This is a genomic window from Paraburkholderia sp. BR10141, from assembly GCF_056155635.1.
The window spans coordinates 27,624-47,394 of the sequence record NZ_JBMIQH010000025.1; the positions used below are offsets into that span (position 1 = coordinate 27,624).

The 19,771-nt window shown below is 66.8% G+C and carries 17 protein-coding genes; 11 read left to right on the plus strand and 6 right to left on the minus strand.

What is annotated here, in order from left to right:
* Nucleotides 1–58: 58 nt before the first annotated feature.
* A complete protein-coding gene (locus ACOJB8_RS28765) occupies nucleotides 59–676 on the minus strand; it encodes a TetR/AcrR family transcriptional regulator (protein ID WP_475015632.1) in 618 nt (205 codons plus the stop codon).
* 88 nt (nucleotides 677–764) lie between these two features.
* On the opposite strand from ACOJB8_RS28765, the gene ACOJB8_RS28770 reads away from it, so the two are divergent.
* The 5 genes from ACOJB8_RS28770 to ACOJB8_RS28790 all read left to right on the plus strand — a co-directional run bounded on the left by ACOJB8_RS28770 (nucleotide 765) and on the right by ACOJB8_RS28790 (nucleotide 7,146).
* Nucleotides 765–1,892 carry an MBL fold metallo-hydrolase gene (locus ACOJB8_RS28770; protein WP_368617283.1) on the plus strand — a complete coding sequence of 376 codons (1,128 nt, stop codon included), beginning with the start codon at nucleotides 765–767 and terminating at the stop codon, nucleotides 1,890–1,892.
* A 320-nt stretch (nucleotides 1,893–2,212) separates the two neighbouring features.
* A complete protein-coding gene (locus ACOJB8_RS28775; RefSeq protein WP_069269057.1) occupies nucleotides 2,213–3,472 on the plus strand; it encodes an ROK family transcriptional regulator in 1,260 nt (419 codons plus the stop codon).
* A complete protein-coding gene (locus ACOJB8_RS28780; RefSeq protein WP_475015634.1) occupies nucleotides 3,459–5,012 on the plus strand; it encodes a sugar ABC transporter ATP-binding protein in 1,554 nt (517 codons plus the stop codon). The genes ACOJB8_RS28775 and ACOJB8_RS28780 overlap by 14 nt, the downstream gene beginning before the upstream one ends.
* A gap of 41 nt (nucleotides 5,013–5,053) precedes the next feature.
* Nucleotides 5,054–6,097 (plus strand): ABC transporter permease subunit, encoded by a 1,044-nt coding sequence (locus ACOJB8_RS28785; protein WP_069269055.1) that lies wholly within the window; start codon nucleotides 5,054–5,056, stop codon nucleotides 6,095–6,097.
* A gap of 104 nt (nucleotides 6,098–6,201) precedes the next feature.
* Complete coding sequence (locus ACOJB8_RS28790) at nucleotides 6,202–7,146, plus strand: ABC transporter substrate-binding protein (protein ID WP_069269054.1); 945 nt, start codon at nucleotides 6,202–6,204, stop codon at nucleotides 7,144–7,146.
* A 43-nt stretch (nucleotides 7,147–7,189) separates the two neighbouring features.
* On the opposite strand, the gene ACOJB8_RS28795 is transcribed toward ACOJB8_RS28790, so the two are convergent.
* The 4 genes from ACOJB8_RS28795 to ACOJB8_RS28810 all read right to left on the minus strand — a co-directional run bounded on the left by ACOJB8_RS28795 (nucleotide 7,190) and on the right by ACOJB8_RS28810 (nucleotide 12,586).
* On the minus strand, nucleotides 7,190–8,161 hold the full coding sequence (locus tag ACOJB8_RS28795; RefSeq protein ID WP_342947459.1) for a sulfonate ABC transporter substrate-binding protein: 972 nt from the start codon (nucleotides 8,159–8,161) through the stop codon (nucleotides 7,190–7,192).
* Between the two features lie 139 nt (nucleotides 8,162–8,300).
* Nucleotides 8,301–9,911, minus strand: a complete 1,611-nt coding sequence (locus ACOJB8_RS28800) for an EAL domain-containing protein (protein WP_368683533.1) — start codon at nucleotides 9,909–9,911, stop codon at nucleotides 8,301–8,303.
* Nucleotides 9,912–10,186: 275 nt separating this feature from the next.
* Nucleotides 10,187–11,230, minus strand: coding sequence for a transporter (locus tag ACOJB8_RS28805; RefSeq protein ID WP_069269082.1), 1,044 nt, complete (start codon nucleotides 11,228–11,230; stop codon nucleotides 10,187–10,189).
* Between the two features lie 102 nt (nucleotides 11,231–11,332).
* Entirely contained in the window at nucleotides 11,333–12,586 is a 1,254-nt protein-coding gene (locus tag ACOJB8_RS28810) for a DUF1479 domain-containing protein (RefSeq protein WP_475015637.1), read from the minus strand.
* Between the two features lie 188 nt (nucleotides 12,587–12,774).
* Here ACOJB8_RS28810 and ACOJB8_RS28815 point away from each other — a divergent pair, with 188 nt between their 5' ends.
* Nucleotides 12,775–13,203, plus strand: coding sequence for a MarR family winged helix-turn-helix transcriptional regulator (locus ACOJB8_RS28815; protein ID WP_475015639.1), 429 nt, complete (start codon nucleotides 12,775–12,777; stop codon nucleotides 13,201–13,203).
* A complete protein-coding gene (locus ACOJB8_RS28820; RefSeq protein WP_475015640.1) occupies nucleotides 13,200–14,603 on the plus strand; it encodes a DHA2 family efflux MFS transporter permease subunit in 1,404 nt (467 codons plus the stop codon). The genes ACOJB8_RS28815 and ACOJB8_RS28820 overlap by 4 nt, the downstream gene beginning before the upstream one ends.
* 8 nt (nucleotides 14,604–14,611) lie before the next feature.
* Here the strand turns inward: ACOJB8_RS28820 and ACOJB8_RS28825 are convergent, their stop codons facing one another.
* Complete coding sequence (locus tag ACOJB8_RS28825; RefSeq protein ID WP_406953676.1) at nucleotides 14,612–15,715, minus strand: extracellular catalytic domain type 1 short-chain-length polyhydroxyalkanoate depolymerase; 1,104 nt, start codon at nucleotides 15,713–15,715, stop codon at nucleotides 14,612–14,614.
* A 244-nt stretch (nucleotides 15,716–15,959) separates the two neighbouring features.
* On the opposite strand from ACOJB8_RS28825, the gene ACOJB8_RS28830 reads away from it, so the two are divergent.
* From ACOJB8_RS28830 to ACOJB8_RS28845, 4 genes are all read left to right on the plus strand, one after another.
* Nucleotides 15,960–16,532, plus strand: a complete 573-nt coding sequence (locus tag ACOJB8_RS28830) for a chromate transporter (RefSeq protein ID WP_475015642.1) — start codon at nucleotides 15,960–15,962, stop codon at nucleotides 16,530–16,532.
* The gene (locus ACOJB8_RS28835) at nucleotides 16,529–17,098 is read left to right on the plus strand and encodes a chromate transporter (RefSeq protein WP_342947453.1); all 570 of its coding nucleotides are present in this window, start codon (nucleotides 16,529–16,531) and stop codon (nucleotides 17,096–17,098) included. The genes ACOJB8_RS28830 and ACOJB8_RS28835 overlap by 4 nt, the downstream gene beginning before the upstream one ends.
* Nucleotides 17,099–17,228: 130 nt before the next feature.
* Nucleotides 17,229–17,564, plus strand: a complete 336-nt coding sequence (locus ACOJB8_RS28840; protein ID WP_475015644.1) for a DUF4148 domain-containing protein — start codon at nucleotides 17,229–17,231, stop codon at nucleotides 17,562–17,564.
* Nucleotides 17,565–17,880: 316 nt separating this feature from the next.
* Nucleotides 17,881–19,695 (plus strand): trypsin-like peptidase domain-containing protein, encoded by a 1,815-nt coding sequence (locus ACOJB8_RS28845; RefSeq protein ID WP_475015646.1) that lies wholly within the window; start codon nucleotides 17,881–17,883, stop codon nucleotides 19,693–19,695.
* Nucleotides 19,696–19,771 lie beyond the last annotated feature (76 nt).

Sequence of the window (19,771 nt, forward strand, 5' to 3'; positions counted from 1 at the left end):
GCAAGAGTCTATTCCAGAAGGAGCGATGCGCGTCGCGACCGGGCGCGCTTTGAGGCGCTCACGCGTAGCGCGCGAGGAAAAGATCGGCGGACGACTCGGCGACCTGGCGCTGCTGCGCGTCGTCGAGCGGAGGCTGGCCCATTGCGACCTGCGGCCAGAAGGCGAATGCCTTCACGATGCCGTGCAGTTGCTGCGAGGCGAATGCGGGGTCGGTCGTTTTCAGGCGGCCGTCGGCGGCGGCCGCGCGCACCCAGACCGTGAGGTCCTCTTCGCGCGCGCCGATGCGGGCCACCATGTCGCGCGCACGCTCAGGCGAATGGATGCCCGCCGCGATCGCCACGCGCGCGAGCTTGAAGAACGCTTCGTCGCTCAGGAGCCGCAGCTTGCGCATCAACAGCTCGACGAGCTGCGTGCGCAGCGGCTCGCCGGCGCGGTAGGCCGGCGCATCGGCGGTCGCGCTCGCGTCCCAGAGCTGGCACAGGATCGACGCGAACAGCGCCTCCTTGCTCGGGAAATGGTTGTAGACCGTGCGCTTCGAGACGTTCGCGCGCGCCGCAATGCGATCCATGCTCGTGGCGTCGAAGCCGGAGGCCAGAAATTCGTCGATGGCCGCCGCGACGATGGCGGCGCGCTTGCGGTCGGTCAGGCGTTGAGGGGTGGCGGGGATGCAATCCATTCCCAAATCTTACACCAGACAGTTTACTTTTCGCCAGAATAAACTACACTGTGCAGTCTACTTCCTGTTTCCAAAGGCAGCCGCCGACATGACCTCGCCTTTCGCATCGCTGAGCCGTACCTTGGGCCTGAGCGCCGCACAACGCGGCCGCGAGCTCTCGTCCACCTCGCCGCAACACGATGGCGAGCGCTTTCGCAACGTGCGTCCGCGCCCGGCCGAGGGCCTCGGCAAGACGCTGAAGATCATGTGGAACATGATCTTCCACAAGCCGGGCGGCACCATGCCCGCCGGCGCGCTGCCCGTTCAGGCGCTCACGCGCGAGGAGCTCGAGGCCGCGCCCGACCGCAGCGTCTACCGGCTCGGCCATTCCACGCTGCTCTTCAAGCTGCGCGGCCACTTCTGGCTCACCGACCCGGTATTCGCCGAGCGCGCCTCACCGTTCCAGAACCTCGGGCCCAAGCGCTTTCATGCGCCGCCCATCGCGCTTGCCGATCTGCCGCCGCTGCGCGGCGTGATCCTCTCGCACGACCACTACGACCACCTCGACCGCGAAACCGTGCTCGCGCTCGCAGCCACGACGGGCGTATTTCTCACGCCGCTCGGCGTCGGCGACCGCTTGATCGAATGGGGCATCGACGGTGCGAAGGTGCGCCAGTTCGACTGGTGGCAAGGCGCGAATGTCGAGGGCGTCGAGTTCACCGCTACCCCGGCGCAGCATTTCTCGGGACGCAGCCTGTTCGATGGCAACAGCACGCTGTGGGCTTCGTGGGTGATCGCCGACGCCGACCTGCGCGTGTTCTTCAGCGGCGACACCGGCTACTTCGACGGCTTTCGCACGATCGGCGAGCGGCTTGGCCCCTTCGACGCGACCTTCATCGAAACCGGCGCGTACGACCCGCAATGGCCCTATGTCCACATGCAGCCCGAGGAAACGGTGCAGGCGCACGTGGATTTGCGCGGCGAGTGGCTCGTGCCGATTCACAACGGCACGTTCGATCTCGCGATGCATCGCTGGCAGGACCCGTTCGAGCGCGTGACCGGCCTCGCGCTGGCGCGCGGCGTGACGCTCTCCACACCGCGCATGGGCGAGCGGCTCGATCTGGCCGAGCCGCATCGTGGGGAGCGCTGGTGGCGTGAGGTGGCGGAAAGCGCGGAGCCGCCGCGCACGGCGCGCCGGTGGTTCGCTTGCCGCGATGCGCGCGAAGCGCAGTCCTAACTCCCATCCTCACATCTCCCTCTATATACCCCGCGCGCCATACGAACGCGCGCGGGCACACCTGCTGCTCGTTCCCCGCTTCTTCCCCTTCGCGGCAAAAGTCTCCTAAGCTTTTGCATCGGGGCTCGCATCGTACGGAGCCTCTTCATCCCGCCCCTTTACCCTTCACGGGATTTCCCCAGGCTGACAGCCCGCGATTTCTGGCATTAAATAAATCAACTTGATTTATTTAGTCGGCGACGCAGTTCCAGGCCGACCTGCTTCGCATAGGACCGGAGTGAGCGCCAAAGCGCCCACTCCGGATCGACAGGAGGAGACACGTGAGAAGTCCGCATGTCGGTCAGGGCAGCAATTCCGCCAACGTCCGCCGCTTCAACGAACGCCTGCTGCTGCAGGCGCTGCGTCGCGCGGGCGAGGCGTCGAAGGCCGACCTCGCGCGTCTCGCGAATCTCACGAGCACCGCGGTGGGCACCATCATCACCTCGCTCACGGCCAATGGCCTGATCGAGGTGAGCGGCCGCCGCGACGGCCAACGCGGCCAGCCCGCCTCGCTGCTGCGCCTGTCGCCGCGCGGCGCGTTCGCCATCGGCGTGCGGCTCGACCGGACCAACATCGAAACCGTGCTCGTGGATTTCGCGGGCCACATGATCGAGCGCCGCTCGCGCGACATGCTGCTGCCGCAACCCTCGGTCGCGCAGGAGATCGTGCAACGCGACATCGCCGAGCTATTGGGCCACCTCACGACAGAGGAACGCAGTCGCCTCGCCGGCATCGGCGTGGCGCAGCCGTACAACCTCGGCAGCTGGCTGCGCGAACTGGGCCTGCCGGCGGACACCTTCCGCGTGTGGAACGATGTCGATTTCGCGGGCGAACTCGCGCGCGCCACGGCGCTGCCCGTGTTCAGCGAAAACGACGGCAACGCGGCCGCCATCGCCGAGATCTTCTACGGCTGCGGGCGCCAGCGCGACGACTTCCTCTACCTGTTTCTCGGCCCGGCGATCGGCGGCGGCATCGCCATCGACGGCGACTGCGTGCGTGGCCTCACCGGCAACGCGGGCGATTTCGCGGTGATGCCCGTGCCGCCGAGCCGCCTGCCCTCGGCGCACAAGCCGCCCGGTCAGTGGGACATCCTGCTGTCGCGCGCGTCGCTCATCGCGCTGCGCCGCCATCTGCAGTATTGCGGCGAGACGATCGACAGCCGCGCCGATCTGGAAGCGTGCATCGCGCGCGGCCACCCCGGCGTGCAGGAGTGGCTCGACGACTGCATCGATGCGCTCGCCCCCGCGCTGCGCTCGGCATTCTGCGTGCTCGACGTGCCGGCCGTGGTGCTCGACGCCGACGTGGATGCGGGCCTCATCGACACGCTCATGCAGCGCCTGCGCCTCGCGGTCGCGGCCACCGCGCCGGAAGCGCGCGGCACGCCCGCCCTGGTGCGCGGCACCTTCGGTCCCGATGCGGGGGCGCTCGGCGCGGCCACGCTCCCCATGTTCTTCAACTTTTCGCCGCGCGCGGGCATCCTCATGGGCGCCGGCGCACAAACTTACGCTCAAGCGCAGGAGGAGAGCCATGTCGCCCTCTGAGTCCACGCCGCCGCTGCTGGAAATGCGGGGCATCACCAAGACCTTCCCCGGCGTGCGCGCACTCGACAACGTGCGCCTCACCGTCTACCCCGGCGAGGTCCATTCGCTCATGGGCGAGAACGGCGCGGGCAAGTCCACGCTGATGAAGATCCTCTCGGGCGCCTACCAGGCCGACCCCGGCGGCGAGATCCTCATCGAAGGCAAGCCGGTCGTGATCGACGGGCCGCATGCGTCGCGCGCGCTGGGCGTAGCCGTGATCTATCAGGAGCTGAGCCTCGCGCCCAATCTCTCGGTTGCCGAGAACATTCATGCGGGCCGCGAACTGCGCAAGGGCGGCCGCCGCTTCGGCACGGTCGACCGGCGCGCCATGGAGCGCGGCTGCGAAGACGTGCTCAAGCGCCTCGGCGCGAGCTTCGGACCCACCACGCTGGTCGGCTCGCTTTCCATCGCCGAACGGCAGCTGGTGGAAATCGCACGCGCAGTCCACAGCGACGCGCGCATCATCGTGATGGACGAGCCCACCACGCCGCTTTCCTCGCGCGAAACGGAACGCCTTTTCAAGCTCATCAACCAGCTGCGCGACGAAGGACTGGCGATCATCTACATCAGCCACCGCATGGCCGAGGTGTACGAGTTGTCGGACCGCGTTTCCGTGCTGCGCGACGGCAGCTACGTGGGCACGCTCATGCGCGATGCGCTCAACGCGGAAAGCCTCGTGAGCATGATGGTGGGCCGCGATATTTCGGGCTTCTACAAAAAGGCGCACGCCCCGTACGATCCGGGCAAGGTCGTGCTCACCGTGCGCGACGTGGCCGACGACAAGCGCGTGCGCGGCTGCAGCCTCGACCTGCACGCGGGCGAAGTGCTCGGCATTGCTGGCCTCGTGGGCGCGGGCCGCACCGAGCTTGCGCGCCTCATCTTCGGCGCGGAACCGCGCTTGCGCGGCCAGATCGCCATCGACGGCCAGACGCTCAACGTGCACACGCCGCGCGACGCGATCAACGCGGGCCTCGTCTACCTGACCGAAGACCGCAAGCATCAGGGCCTCTTTCTCGACATGAGCGTGCGCGACAACATCAACGTCGCCGTGGCCGGGCGCGACGCGCGCATGGGCGTGCTCGACCTCGCGCGCGGCGGCGAGCGCGCGAAGGAAGCCATCCGCTCACTCTCCATTCGCGTGCCGAACGCGCGCGTGAACGTGGGCGCGCTCTCGGGTGGCAACCAGCAGAAGGTGCTGCTTTCGCGCCTGCTGGAAACGAAGCCGCGCGTGCTGATTCTCGACGAGCCCACGCGCGGCGTCGATATCGGCGCAAAATCCGAGATCTACCGCATCATCAACGACCTCGCCAAGACCGGCGTGGGCATTATCGTGATTTCGAGCGAGCTGCCCGAGATCATCGGCGTGGCCGACCGCGTGCTCGTCATGCGCGAAGGCGTGTTCGCCGGCGAGCTTGGCGGCTACTCCGGCAAACCCATCAGCCAGGAAGCGATCATCGAACTCGCCACCGGCTCGCAGCACGCGCTCGACGAAGCCGCTTGACCTTCACCGCATACGCAAGAAACGTCCCTCAGGAGTACGACATGAAAAGCATTCTTCCCCGGCACGGTGTCGCGGCCTCGCCCACACAGCCCGCGCAAGGCGCTCAACCCGCACGCAGCGTCGCGGTCGACGGTCATCGCCAGCGCATGAAGTCGCTCGTGCGCACCGCCGGCATGCTGCCGGTGCTGGTGCTGCTGTGCATCGGCTTCGGTCTGCTCACCGATGGCTTCTTCACGCTGGAGAATCTTTCGATCGTCACGCAGCAGGCGTCGATCAACATCGTGCTCGCCGCCGGTATGACCTTCGTGATTCTCACGGGCGGCATCGACCTCTCGGTGGGCTCGGTACTGGCCGCTGCCGCGATGGCCGCCATGATCGGCTCGAACTTCGCGGGCTGGGGCTGGGTCGGCGTGCCCATGGCGCTCGCGGTGGGCCTCGGCTTCGGCCTCATCAACGGCGCGCTCATCGCGCTGCTGCGCCTGCCGCCGTTCATCGTCACGCTCGGCTCGCTCACGGCGGTGCGCGGCATCGCGCGCCTCATGGGTCACGACACCACGATCTTCAACCCGCAGTTGTCGTTCGCCTTCATCGGCAACGGCACGGTGCTCGGCGTGCCCTGGCTCGTGATCATCGCGCTCGTGGTGGTGGCCGGCTCGTGGTTCGTGCTGCGCCGTACCGTGCTCGGCCTGCGCATCTACTCGGTGGGCGGCAACCCGGAAGCGGCGCGCCTCTCGGGCATCAAGGTGTGGGGCATCGAGATGTTCGTCTATGCCGTGTCGGGCCTGCTCGCGGGTCTCGGCGCGGTGATGTCGGCGGCCCGTCTCTACGCAGCCAACGGCCTGCAACTGGGCCAGTCCTACGAACTCGACGCGATCGCCGCGGTGATTCTGGGCGGCACGAGCTTCGTGGGCGGCGTGGGCTCGATCATCGGCACGCTGATCGGCGCGCTCATCATCGCCGTCCTGACCAATGGCCTCGTGCTGCTCGGCGTCTCGGACATCTGGCAGTACATCATCAAGGGTCTCGTGATCGTCGGCGCCGTGGCGCTCGACCGCTACCGCCAGCGCGGCTCAGCCCGTACCTAAGCGAACATTCGATACAGCATCAGCCAGAAACAGGCGCGAGCGCAGGCGGTCCTGCTGCGCTCGCCCGGAAAGCACCCAAACAGGACCCCTCAGGAGACAACCTCATGTTCAAGAAAAAAGTCGTTCTCGCCGCAGCCGCCCTCACGTTCGGTTTCGCACTGCAAGGCGCGCATGCCGCCGACAAGCAGCTCAAGTCGATCGGCATTACCGTGGGTTCGCTCGGCAACCCGTACTTCGTGACGATCGTGCAGGGTGCGGAAGCGAAGGCCAAACAGATCAACCCGAATGCCAAGGTCACGGCCGTTTCCGCCGACTACGACCTCAACAAGCAGTTCACGCAGATCGACAACTTCATCTCGGCGCACGTGGACATGATCCTCCTGAACGCGACCGATCCGAAGGCGATCTTGCCGGCGGTGAAGAAGGCGCAGGCGGCCGGTATCGTGGTGATGGCCGTGGACGTGGCCGCCGCGGGCGCCGACGCCACCGTGCAGACCGACAACGTGAAGGCCGGCGAGATCTCGTGCGAATACCTCGCGAAAAAGATCAACAACACCGGCAACGTGATCATCCAGAACGGGCCGCAGGTCTCGGCCGTGATCGACCGCGTGAACGGCTGCAAGCAGGTGCTCGCGAAGACGCCCGGCATCAAGATCCTCTCCGACGACCAGGACGCCAAGGGCTCGCGTGAAGGCGGCATGAACGTGATGCAGGGCTACCTCACGCGCTTCCCGAAGATTGCCGGCGTGTTCGCCATCAACGACCCGCAGGCCATTGGCAGCGACCTTGCCGCGAAGCAGCTGCATCGCACCAACATCGTGATCACGTCGGTGGACGGCGCGCCCGATATCGAAACGGCGCTCAAGACCGATACGCTGGTGCAGGCCTCGGCGAGCCAGGACCCGTGGAAGATGGCGCAAACGGCCGTGCAGGTGGGCTACGACATCATGAACGGCAAGAAGCCCGCCAACCCGATGATCGAAATGACGCCGCAGCTCGTCACGCGCGACAACGTGGGCAGCTACAAGGGCTGGTCGTCGCAGCACTAAGCCCTGGCGTTGCATGAGCACGGGATCGCCCGTGCTCATGCAGTCAAGCAAGCACGGCGTCCTTCGTCACCACGCGGCGCGGAATGATTTTCAGGTCGTAGAACGTGTCCGCGATCTTCTGCTGCTGCGCGATCACGGCGGCGTCGATGGGCCGATATTCATGCGCGTAGTGCGTGAGGCCGGTCTGGATCGTCGCCGCATCGAGGCCCTGGATCGGTGAGAGTTTCGCGGCCGCCGCCGCCGTGTTGGCGCGCACCCATTGCCCCGTCTTGCCGAGTTCGTCCAGCGCGATCGCCAGCGCGTCCTTGCGGTTTTGCGCGAATTCGCGCTGGCTCAGGAAGAACTGATGATGGCTCGCCACGCCGCTGGCATCGGCAAGCAGGCGTGCGCCGTCCTGCGATTCGACAGCCGCGAGGAACGGGTCCCAGATCGCCCACGCATCGATGGCGCCGCTTTGCAGCGCCGCGCGCGCGTCGGCGGGCGCCAGATACACAGGCTGCACGTCGCCAATGGAAAGACCCTGCTTTTGCAGCAGCGCGACGAGAAACCAGTGCACGTCCGAGCCGCGATTCAGGCCGATCTTCCTGCCCTTCAGTCCCGCCACGTCACGGATCGGCGAGTTTTTCGCCACCACCACACCTTCCGCGTGCGGCGTGGGCAACTCGTACGCCGTGTAGACGAAGTCCGCGCCCGCGGCCTGGGCAAACACCGGCGGCGCCTCGCCCACATAGCCGAAGTCGATCGCGCCCACGTTCAAGCCTTCGAGCAATTGCGGGCCGGCCGGGAATTCGGTCCACGATACCTTGATGCCGAGCGGCGCGAGGCGCGTTTCGAGCGTGCCGTTGGCCTTGAGCAGCACGAGCGTGCTCGCGGCCTTCTGGTAGCCGATGCGGAACTGGTCGGGCTGATATTTCGCGAACGCAGTGGCGGGCAGCGCCGCGCCGGCGAGCGTTGCGCCCAGCGTGGCGAGGAAGTGGCGGCGGGTATAAGGTCTGGGCGACGTGGGGCGAGTCATCTTCAGCGCTTCCGTGTTGGCATGGGGCATGCACCCACACGGCACAGCCCTCGAAGCGTTGATGCTACCGGGCCGCACGCGTTCGCAGAACCGATGTTTCGCGCTAAGCAAATCACGCCGGCAGGAATACGCGGGCACCCTATGTGCCGGCCGTCATGTGCGGATTGGGCGACATATGCGCCCCGTTCGCGCGATACCAGCGCACGAACGCCTCCGACGGCATGGGCCTCGCGTAGAAAAAGCCCTGGATATACGTGACGCCGCGCGCACATAGATAGTCGCGCTGCACCTGCGTTTCCACCCCCTCGGCCACGAGCCGCGCGCCAAGGCTATGCGCGAGATCGATAATGGCGTCGAGCACGGCCGCCTTGCTGCCTTGCGCATCGATGGTGAGCACGAAGCCGCGATCGATCTTCAGGATATCGAACGGAAATTTCTCGAGATAGGAGAGCGAGCAATATCCCATGCCGAAGTCGTCGATGGCGACCCTCACGCCCTCGCGCCGCAAGGTCACCAGATTGCTGCGCGCCTGCTCGGTATTGCGCACCAGCGTACGCTCGGTGATCTCCAGCGTGATCGTCGCGCCGTGCGGCGCCACGGCCGTGCGCAGCGCCTGCACGTCGCTCACGAGCTGTACGCCCGACAGATGCTCGGGCGCGAAGTTGACACCGAGGTGAAAGCCCGGCGCGACCTCCCATGTGGCGACGTCGCGCTCGATGAGCTTCAGCAGATGCTGCGTGAGCGGCACGATCACGTGCTCTTCTTCGGCTACCTGAATGAACTCGTCCGGACGGATCGCGCCCGTGCCTGGCCGCACCCAGCGCAGCAAGGCCTCCACGCCCTCGCAGCGCCCCGTTTCGACGCCGTAGAGCGGCTGATATTCGACATGGAATTCGTTCGCGCGTATGGCTCGCAGCAGTTGTTCGCGGCGCGACTGCCCGCTTTGCTGCAAGCGGCGCACGAGCCAGACGAGCCACGCCGAGAAGGCAGCCGCCCACGGCATGTAGCGCAGCAACAGGGCACGCCAGTTCTCCAGAATGCGCTCGGGCCGCCCATAGATCTTCAGATCGATTGTGGCGCCCGACATGCGCTTTTGCACATCGACCAGCAACGGTGCGCCACGCACGTTCACGAGCGCCATGGCTTCGCGCAGCACGGCGCCCTCGCCCACCCTCAACTCGGCCTGGCGAAACACCGTGAGCGGGGCCGCGCCATGCAGCAGGTCCAGCAGATACTGCACGTCCACCACGGCCACGACCGCGCGCCCCGCTTCGCCCGCGACGCCCACCAGCAGCGAGGGGCGGTTGCGCACCATCGGCGTGTCGTCGACGATCAGCAGCCACTCGTCCTGCGAGGCCTGCGCGCTGCCATTGAGCCAGCCGCCATCGGGGACCGCCTGTTGCGAGTACGCGGACGAGCAGTCGATGCGGCCTTCGTAAAGGATGTCGAGCTTGCGCACATAGGGCACGGCGGCGGCCTTGCGCGTGAGATCCGGCGAGAGCGTATCGCACGCTTCGTTCGCACGCGGCGCGAACGTGCGCGCCGCACTCTGCGCCGTCTCGACGATCGACACCACCTGCCCGACGATAAACGCAGAAGCGAGGCTCGCCTCGCGCTGCGCAATGCGTTCGGCCTCGTAACGCCCGAGCGCGACGCACAGCAGGATCGGAATCAGCGCCACGACCAGCAGCACGAGCAAACGCGAGACTCGCGAGCGGACCGCGCCGGGGTTGGGCGAGACTTCGGGCAAGGCGTCCTCCGCACCAGGGCCGTCATGGGAGCGGCTACGGTATGACGCCAACATACACCAACGCGCCAGCAGCGGGCGCGCGCGGTGCCCCGCGCACGCAAACGTCAGCAAACATGAACGCTCATCATGCGCATTCGATGTGGTTGCGGCCGCCCTTTTGCGCGCGCTAGCGCGCGAAGTCGCTGCGCTTGAGCGCAGCTTCGGCGCTCACGCGCTCCTGAATGCGCCGCGCGACGCTTTGGGCGCCTTCGAGATCGCCGGCGACCCCGCAAGCCTCAGGTGTCGCCGCGCCGGCGGAACACCCACCATCCCAGCAGCGCCGTGAAGGTCGCGACGAGCACCACCATGAGCCAGAAGCCGTGGCGGTTTTCCGCGAGCGGAATGCCGCCCACGTTCATGCCGAAAAAACCCGCGACGATGTTGATCGGCAGAGCGAGCACGGTGACGAGCGTGAGCGTGAAAAGCGTGCGGTTGTTCTGCTCTTCGAGACGCGCGGCAATTTCTTCCTGCAGGAGCTTGATGCGCTCGACGAGTCCGGCCATGTCGCCCAGCACGAGCGAGAACTCCTCGGTCGCCTCGCGCAGGTCCTGCATGTCCGGTGTCTGGAGCCAGCGTGGCGGGCGCGCGAGCAGACGGAAAATCGAGCCCGGCTCCGGCGCGAGCATGCGTTGCAGGCGCACCAGAATGCGCCGCATGGCGGCGAGTTCATGGCGGCTCGCAGAGCGGCGCGAGGCGAGAAACTGGTCCTCGGCGCGATCGACGTCGACACTCGTGCGGCGCACGATCTCCACCATGAGGTCCGCCTGGTCGCGCATCAGGTGGATCAGCAGCTCGGCCGGCGAACGGAACGTCTCGCCGTTGCGCACATAGCCGCGCAGACGGTCGATTGAGCGCAGCGGCTTCAGGCGCGCCGTGACGAGAATGCGCTCGTGCGTGTACGACCAGAGCGTCGCGATCTGCGAGGGCGTGAGTTCGAAATCGAACATCACGTCGTTGACCACGGCGAACAGCCCGTTGTCCACGTGTTCGATACGCGTGGAGTGCGAGCCTTCCACGAGCATCTCGAAGAAGGCGTCGGGCAGGTCGAGATGCGCGCGCATCCACGGTTGCGCCGCGGCGTGGGCGAGATTGAAGTGCAGCCAGTAAAACGTGTCGTCGCGCGCGGCCTGCGGCTCGCCGCTTTCGTGCGTGTGCCGCAACGCCTCAAGGACGTCGTCGCACGAGACGGGCTGCCCAGGCTGGCCCGGCGTGAAGCGAAAACCGCAAATGAGGCCCGACAGGTCGGCGCCATACGTTGCGACGGACGAAGCGAAATCCATGGTCGTCATGGCCGGTTGATCGGCGCACAGCATGCCACACGCGTGCTTTGACAGGCAAGCGCGCGAATCGATGCGCCGACACGCGCGGGTCATGTGCCCATGTTAAGCCACGCCGGCCAAGCCGAGCTGGGTGCGGCCGAGCGGCGTGAGATCCGCCACGCCCGCCCGATCCGCCAGATCGGCTTCGATATGCTCGGGGGGGAAGTCGGGCGGGCTGCGGCCTTCGAGAAAGCTCGGCAACTGGCGCTGCAAATAAGCATCGTTCTTCGCGCAACCCGGCGTGGCCGGAATGTACATCACATTGCTGTAGCCGGTGCCGCGGTGCTCGTCTTCCACGGAGTGAATCACATCGCAGTGCCAGAACACGGTGTCGCCGGGCTGCATCTGAGGAATCGAAATCAGTGCGTCGATCAGCGGCGCATGCCACTCGGCGCTGATCGGCAGCCCACGGCCCGGCTGGGCGCCGCACAAGTCGTCCTCGGCCACGTCGTCCTGCAGCGCGCGCAAGAGGACGTACGCCATGGCGTTGGCAATGGGCACGATCTGCAGCGTGCCGTCGCCGGGGCCCTGCGGCGTAAGCGCGGTCCAGCCCTGGAAGGTGCGGAACATCGAAGAGGCGATGCGCGAGGGAATCTCGCTCGCGTGCGTGCGGTACGCGCCGTCGAACGGGTCGTAGCGCCGCCAGTCGCCTGAGAACACATGGCGATAGACCTGGCGGAAATTCTCGTCGACCCAGCGCTCGACCGCACCGCCGTCACAATGCGCGGCGAGGCCGGGCGCAGCCGTTCCGGGCGGCCGGCGCCGCAGACGGTCGGCGTAGACTGGCACGACATCGGGATCGAAATGCACGCGCCCTTCGCTCTCGTGACGCCACAGGCGGTTGAGGAAGACGCGCGCGGCCGTCAGTTCGGCGGACTCGCGCGCCTGCACCTGCGGCCGCGACCAGTAGAGGCCATAGATCAACGGGCGGCTCGCCTGCGGCGGGAGGGCATTGCGCTGGGCCGCGCGTTCGGCGGCACGGGCATCGAGGTCGTTGCGCGCCACGTACTCGGCAATTTCGTCGTCCCAGCGAGCGGCCTGCTCCGGCTCGAACACGCGGCGGATCACACAGGCGCCGCGCGCCTTCACGAGCGCGATCGCCTCGGGGCTCACGCGCTGCGCCTGAATGTCGGCGAACGCGATCTCCGGAATCACACCCTCGCCCGCCTCGCGCAGCCGGGCGATGTGCCGCGCTTCTTCGCCTATGGCCTGCGCGACCTCCTCGAACACTTCGCGATAGTTCGGCAGTTGCGCGCGCAACATCCGCTTGGCCTGCCGGATCGCGGCCGGGAGATCGTCGATTTGAAGTGCCGCCATGCGTGTCTCCATCGGGGTTGAATGCCGTCGTTTGATCGCAAGCATACGCCTCAATGGCGCTCGTCTGGCGTTAGCCGATTGGCATCGCTCTCATCAGGTGTTCGAATTTTTAACAGATAAACTTGCAAGTCTACCTGTTTATCTTCATGATTCGATGACACATCCCAGCCGAATCCGTGTGAATCGCCATGTCTGCCAAAACCCCTGAACCCGCCGTCATCGACCTCATGCAGGCGATCGGCATGCTCGTGCGTCGCACGCGCAACGAGTCTTATGCGGGCGCTCTCTCGATGACCGAGTCCGTCGTCATGTCGCGGCTCGCCAACGACGGTCCCGCCACGATTGCCGCGCTCGCCCGCGCCGAAGGCATGCGGCCCCAGTCGATGGGCGCCACCGTCGCGGCGCTCGAGGAGATGGCCCTCGTCACGCGTACGCCTCACGCGACCGATGGCCGTCAGCTCCTCATCGATCTGACGCAAAAGGGCAGGCAACTGCGCAAGCAGACCCGCGACGCGAAACAACTGTGGCTCTCGCAAGCCATCGCGGACCTCGACGAAGACGAGCGCGCCACGCTTTTCAAGGCGGGCGACATCATGAGAAGGCTGGCCGAACGATGAGCGGCACGCGTGAGCCCGGCGGTGCCGGCAACCGGATTCCCGCGTCGGTCTGGAAGGTCGCCATCGTCGTCTCCATCGGCTCGTTCATGGCGCAGATGGATTCGACGCTCGTAAACGTCTCCCTCTCGGCCATCGGCGATGCGCTCCACTCGCCCGTTGCCACGACGCAGTGGATCATGAGCGGCTACCTGCTGGCCATGGCGCTCATGCTTCCGCTCAACGGCTGGCTGGTGGACCGCGTCGGCGCGAAGCGGCTCTATCTCTTCGCCTTCACGGCCTTCACGCTCGCTTCGGTACTGTGCGGCGCGGCGCAAAACATGGGGGAACTGATCGGTGCGCGCATCGTTCAGGGCCTCGTGGCCGGGCTGCTCGCACCCATGGCGCAGATGATGATCGGGCGCGTCGCGGGCAAGAACATGGAGCGCGTGATGGGCTACGCCACGCTGCCCATCCTGCTCGGGCCGATCCTCGGCCCGGTGCTCGCCGGCGCCGTACTCGCGCGGGCCGCCTGGCCCTGGCTCTTTTTGATCAACGTACCGGTCGGCATACTCGGCGTCGCACTGGCCGCACGTTTGCTGGCGCCCGACGCCGCTCGACCGCAAAGGCGCCGCTTCGATTTCGCGGGCTTTGCGTTGATCTCGCCTGGTCTCGCCATGCTTGTCTATGGATTCCAGAGCGCCATGCACGCCGAAGGCGCGGGGTTTCTGCTAGCCGGTGCTGCGCTGCTCGCGGGATTCGTGTGGCACTCGCTACGCCGGCCAACGACAGCGCTGATCGACGTGCGCCTCTTTGCGAACCGGACGTTCGCGGTTCCCGCCATCACGCAATTCTTCGCCAACGGCATCATGTACGGACGGCAGCTTGCCGTTCCGCTCTACCTCATAGCGGGCTGCGGCCTGAGCGCCGCGCATGCGGGCTGGCTGCTCGCGGCCACGGGCGCAGGCATGATGGCCTCATTCGCCTGCATGGGTTTTCTCACCGAGCGTCTGGGCTGCCGCGCGCTCGCGGCAGGCGGCGCGCTGCTGGCGCTCGTCGCCACGCTTGCGTTCTTGTGGATGAGCGGCCATGCGTTTTCCACGAGCCTCGCGTTGGCGAGTCTCTTTATCGCGGGCGCGGGTCAGGGAACCATTAGCATTCCTTCGATTTCCGCCGCGTATGCCCGCATACCGAAGGCGCGGCTTCCCGTGGCGAACACCGCGTTGAATATCGCGCAAAGAATTGGCGGCCCGGTCGCCACGACGCTCATCTCCATCGCGGTTTCTCTCGCCGTGCCGAGTTCTTCCGCCGCCGAACCGCGGCAATTCCTGCCGGCCTTCGCGGCACTCTGCGGGCTGCATCTCCTGTGCTTCGCGGCGGCCATGCTGCTGCCGGCGCGAGTACGTCGCGCAAACGATGGCTGACGCCCCGCTTACGCCATTTCATCTGCCGCACTTCGGCGCTGCCGCCGGAAGAACTGCCACATCATTGCCATCGCGTCGGGGCCTCGGTCCGAATGAAACGCTTCGCGCGGATCGCCGCCGCTCCATGCATGCCCGAGGCCGCGAACCACGCATACACGCACGACGAGCCTGCCCGACTTGACGTAGTCGGTATACGCCACCGCGTCGCGACTATAGGTCCGGATCTCGCCGACGCGTAATTCGCCCTGCGTGTCGAGCAGCCGGTTGACACGCGCGAACTGCATGCCGAGCTGCACGGCGTTGCGCTTTGCCACGACCGCGTCGATTTCGCCCTGCACGACGAAGGCCGGCACACCGGGATGGGCGGCGACATCGACAGCGGCATCGACCAGATGCACCGGGTCTTCGCGGCTACCGTGGCGCATGACGCTCATCGCGCTCATGGTGGAACTGGCCGCGTCGAAAACCGGGCCCGAATGCAGGCCCACTGCCGCGAACCGCCACGGATGGCGCATCGCGAGCACGGACGCAAGCCCCGCTCCCGCCGAGATGCCCGCCAGGTAGATGCGCTCGTGATCGAATCCGTGCTCGCGCGCGATGGCATCGACGAGCGAGCCGACCGCTGGCGCTTCCGACTGCGCATGATCGCCGTGCCAGTGCCAGCATCGCTGTGCGTGCGCCGTTTTCGCCTGCTCGGGAAGCAGCACGCCGAAACCCGCGCGATCCGCCAGCCGGCAAACCCGCGTGCCCGCGGCGAACGACTCCGCCGTCTGCTTGCAGCCGTGCAGCATGACCACGAGCGGCAGGCCCGTGGCGCTGGCCGCACCGGCGGGCAAATAGAGCGCATACGCGAGATGGTTGACGAGATGCCCGGCCCTGGGCGGCGCGGAATGATAGGAGCGGATCCACCTGCCGGCCGTGCCCGTCGGCTGCGCACGCCCCACATGCGCCTTCCCGGCGCGCCTCGCCGGTTTGGCTGCCGGCCTCGCGACCTGCGCGGCCTTGGCGGGCGCCGTTTTGCGTGCGGCGGCCCTTTTCTTCGGTCGCGGTGCGCTCATGCGGGTGAGCAATTCGAGACCTTTGAGCCAGACGCTGGTCTTTTTCCTGGGCATGAGCAATGGCGGCAGGGCGATTTGTTCACGTCACGCCAGGCGGCACACGGCGGACAGCGCAAATACAACGATCACAGCGATCGCGCCGCTGCGAGTACGACCATCATAACGGCCCTGACCTCGCGCTGAATTTTGCGTGACCGCGCGCCCTCCGCGTCACACGTGTTGCGGCGCTATAATTTCGGCCACCACCGCACGAGACGACCGCCGAACCGTTCGGCATTATCCGCTTTGCGTCATCCCCGTGACTGCTTCCACGCCAAACGCCTCGCCGCGCCCCACGCTGTTCGGACTCTTTCTGATCTTCAGCCGCATCGGCATGACGAGCTTTGGCGGCGGCTTGAGCGGCTGGCTGTTGCGCGAATTCGTCCACGATCGCGACTGGATCAGCGAAGAGGACTTTCTCAACGGCCTCGCCCTCTCGCAGGCGCTGCCCGGCATCAACGTGAAAAACATGGCGATCTGGATCGGGCACCGGCTGCTCGGCTGGCGCGGCGCCGCCGTGGCCGTAACGGGCATCCTCGTGCCGTCCGCGTGTCTGATCGTCGTGATCGGCAGCGTGGTCGGCGCGCTCATCTTCCATCCACTCACGCAGATTCTGATCGCAGGCGCCGCCGCGGCGGCCACGGGGTTGTCGCTGTCGATGGGCGTCGTCACCGCTCGGCGCGTGAGGCGGCAGGGGCTTGCGCTGCTGCTCATGGCAGCGACCTTTCTTGCGATCGGCATTCTGCGTTTGTCGCTGGTATGGGTGGTCGTGGCAGGCGGCACCGTGAGCGTGCTCTACGAATACGCAGCGATCCGCCGGGGTGCGCGATGAATGGACGCCTGCTCGGTCAGCTAGCCGCCATTTTCGCGCCACTTTCGCTCGTGACGATCGGCGGCGGCCAGGCGATCGTCGCCGAAATCCAGCGCCAGGTCGTGGACGTGCATCCGTGGATGACGCATTCGCAATTCGCCGCCGACTTCGCGATTTCCCGCATGGCGCCGGGTCCCGGCTCGCTGCTCGTCACGTTGATCGGCTGGCAGGTCGCCGGCTTCTGGGGCGCGCTCGTGGCGACCGCGGCGCTCCTGCTGCCAACCGCGATCCTCATCTACGGCATCACGCATATCTGGGGTCGCTATCAAGGCGCGGCGTGGCAGCTGGCGCTCGAGCGCGGCCTGCGTCCCATCGCGGCCGGCATGATGCTCGCGGCGGGCTGGGTGCTGCTCAAGTCGCTCAACGGCGGCCTGCCCGCGAAGGCCATCGCTGTAATGTCCCTTTGCGTGTTGCTCAGAACGCGGGTGAGTCCGCTTGTCCTTCTATTTGCCGGCGCACTCGCGCTCTTTGGCGTCAGCCTGATCGGCGCGGACCTGCCGCATTGGCTCCAGGTACAGCTCACATAGAAAAATACCCCGCCGTTGCAACTCCACGGGAATAGCAATCCACCTTCAGCGGTATACCCATTGCAGTCTCCGTTGATTCGACCGTGCTCCAGCCGGTCGCCGAACCATGCTATTTCATCAGGAGTTCGAAATGATCATCCGCCGCCGCCCGCTTTTCGCCTTGCTCGTCGTGACGACTTGCATCGGCGCTGTATCCACCGCGTCCGCACAAGGACTCACGCGTGCCCAGGTGCGCGAACAGTTGATCGAAGCGCAGGCCAACGGTTCGCAATTCGTGACCGATAGCTCGTATCCAGACGTGAGCCCCATCTCCGCGCAGCAAGTCGCGCGTGCGAAGGCACAGCATCAACAGCAGGAACCGGGCGGCATGGGCGCGCCCATGCAGGGCACGAGCGACGCCGGCGCACCGCACACGACGACGTGTGTCGGGCCGGTGAGCTTCTGCAACCTGTATTCGGGTAGCTGAAAGCGATCGCGATACGCACTCGCGCCGCCCCCCAGAGCCGAACGCCCCGCTCGCAACGAGCGGGGCATCTCGCGCACCTGTTCGGCGTCGCCCCCTCCCTTTCCTGAGCAGCCTGATCAGCCGCAAAGTCAGCAAAGCGTCATCTTCGATGCGCCGCGCATGCGTCGTTACGCCTGAGTGCCGATTTGCGTGCGCTACAGGACAAACCCTGCCCCCCAATTGCCTTGTGGCGTGACTACACTATGGTCGTCGGCACTCGTTTGCTATCCGCGATCGCGTGCCGCCCGCCAGCACGATGACCACTGGGAGGTGTGCTGTGCTCCGCCTGACCTTCGCCCGCACTTCGCGCCCTGCGGCGGCGCTTGCCCTCGCGCTTGCCAGCGCTTTCTGTTACGAGGCGAACGCCGCAACGCCGCCTCCGGCCGCCACCAAACCGCCCGCCAACAAAGCCGCCGCCAATAAGGCCGCTAACGACAAGGCGGCAAGCGCTACGGCGGCTGGCGACAAAGCGGCTGGCGACAAAGCCGCCGCCCCGAAGGCTAGCGCCGAGGCCACCGCGCCGGCGGCCGTGGCCACACCCGACTTCTTCTCGCTCGCCGAGCGCTACGGCCCCGCCGTCGTGCACGTGATCGCGCGCAGCCCCGACGACCCGTCCGCGCCGCCCGAGCAGGAAGCCATCGACGACGCCGATCCTTTCTTCGCGTTCTTCAGTCGCGCGCCGAAGCCGGCGTCCGACGCCGAGGCCGGCGGACCGCGCGTGATGACGGGCGCGGGCTCCGGCTTCATCGTCAGCCCCGATGGCGTCGTGCTGACCACGGCGCATATCGTCGACAGCGCCGAGCAAGTGACCGTGCGGCTGACGGACAAGCGCGAGTTCAAGGCGGAGGTCGTCGCCGTCGACCCGCAAAGCGACGTTGCCGTGCTGCAGATCGACGGCCACGATCTGCCGTTCGTCAAGCTAGCCGATACGGCGAAGGTGCACGCCGGCGAACCGGTGCTGTCGATCGGGTCGCCGGACAGCTATCAGAACACCGTGACGACGGGCATCCTCAGCGCGACCTCGCGCACGCTGCCCGACGGCAAGGCGTTCCCGTTCCTGCAGACCGATGTGGCGGTCAACCCCGACAACTCCGGCGGCCCGATCTTCAATCGCGCGGGCGAGGTGATCGGCATCGGCGTGCAGATTTACGCGGATGGCGGCCGCTACCAGGGCCTGACCTTTGCGATTCCAATCGACGCCGCCAACCAGTTCCGCGCCCAGTTGCAGGCGCGCAAGGCGGCGCCCGCCGCCAGCGCCAATGCGGCGAACGCGGCAAACGCGGGCAACGGCGGCACGATCCGGACGTTCGGCATGCAGGTCGAGGACGTGAGTCCCGGGCTTGCGGCGGCGCTCGGCTTGCCGCACGCGGGCGGCGCGCTCGTCGACGCCGTCGATCCCGGCTCGCCCATCGGCAAAGCGGGTATCCGGACCGGCGACGTGATCGTGCAGGTCGGCACCAAACCCGTCGACCGGGCCGCGACGCTCGCCGCCGCGCTGGCTGCCGTGCCGCCGGCCACGCCGGCGTCGCTGAAGGTGATCCGCAACCGCCAGCCCGCGGTGGCCGGCTTCTCGAACACGGCGTTCGAGGCGAAGGCGGCGGATGCGGATGCGGCGGCGACAGGAGCGGCCGCTGGGACTGCGGGTGCGACAGCAGCTCAAGCAACCGATGCCGCACAGGCGGTGGAGAAGACCGACGCGCCGGTCGCACCCGCAGTAGCCGATCCAGTGAGCAAGGCCCCACCGTCTGACGTGAAAGCCGTCAAAACGGTGATGGCGGACCCGAACGCGCAGGCCGCCGCCGCAACACCGGCTCCGCGCCATGCCGCCGACCGACTCGGTCTGATCGCGCATGCGCTGAGCGCCGAGGAAAAGCGCTCGACCGGGTTGCCGCTTGGTTTGATGGTGGAAGCCTCCACTGGGCCGGCTGCGAGCGCGGGTGTGCGGGCTGGAGATGTCGTGCTGTCGCTCGATGACACGCTGGTCGAATCGCAGGAGCAAGCTGTCGCGCTCGAGGCGAAGGCGACGAAGAGTATGTCGCTGCTGATTCAGCGGAATAATGCGAGGAGCTTTGTGGCTGTGAAGGTCAGGTGATTGGCGCTGCGCTCGGTTCCTGGCTGCTTTCTCGCGTTGCCTTGTGTTCGCGTCGGTGTGCACACCGACGCGAAAA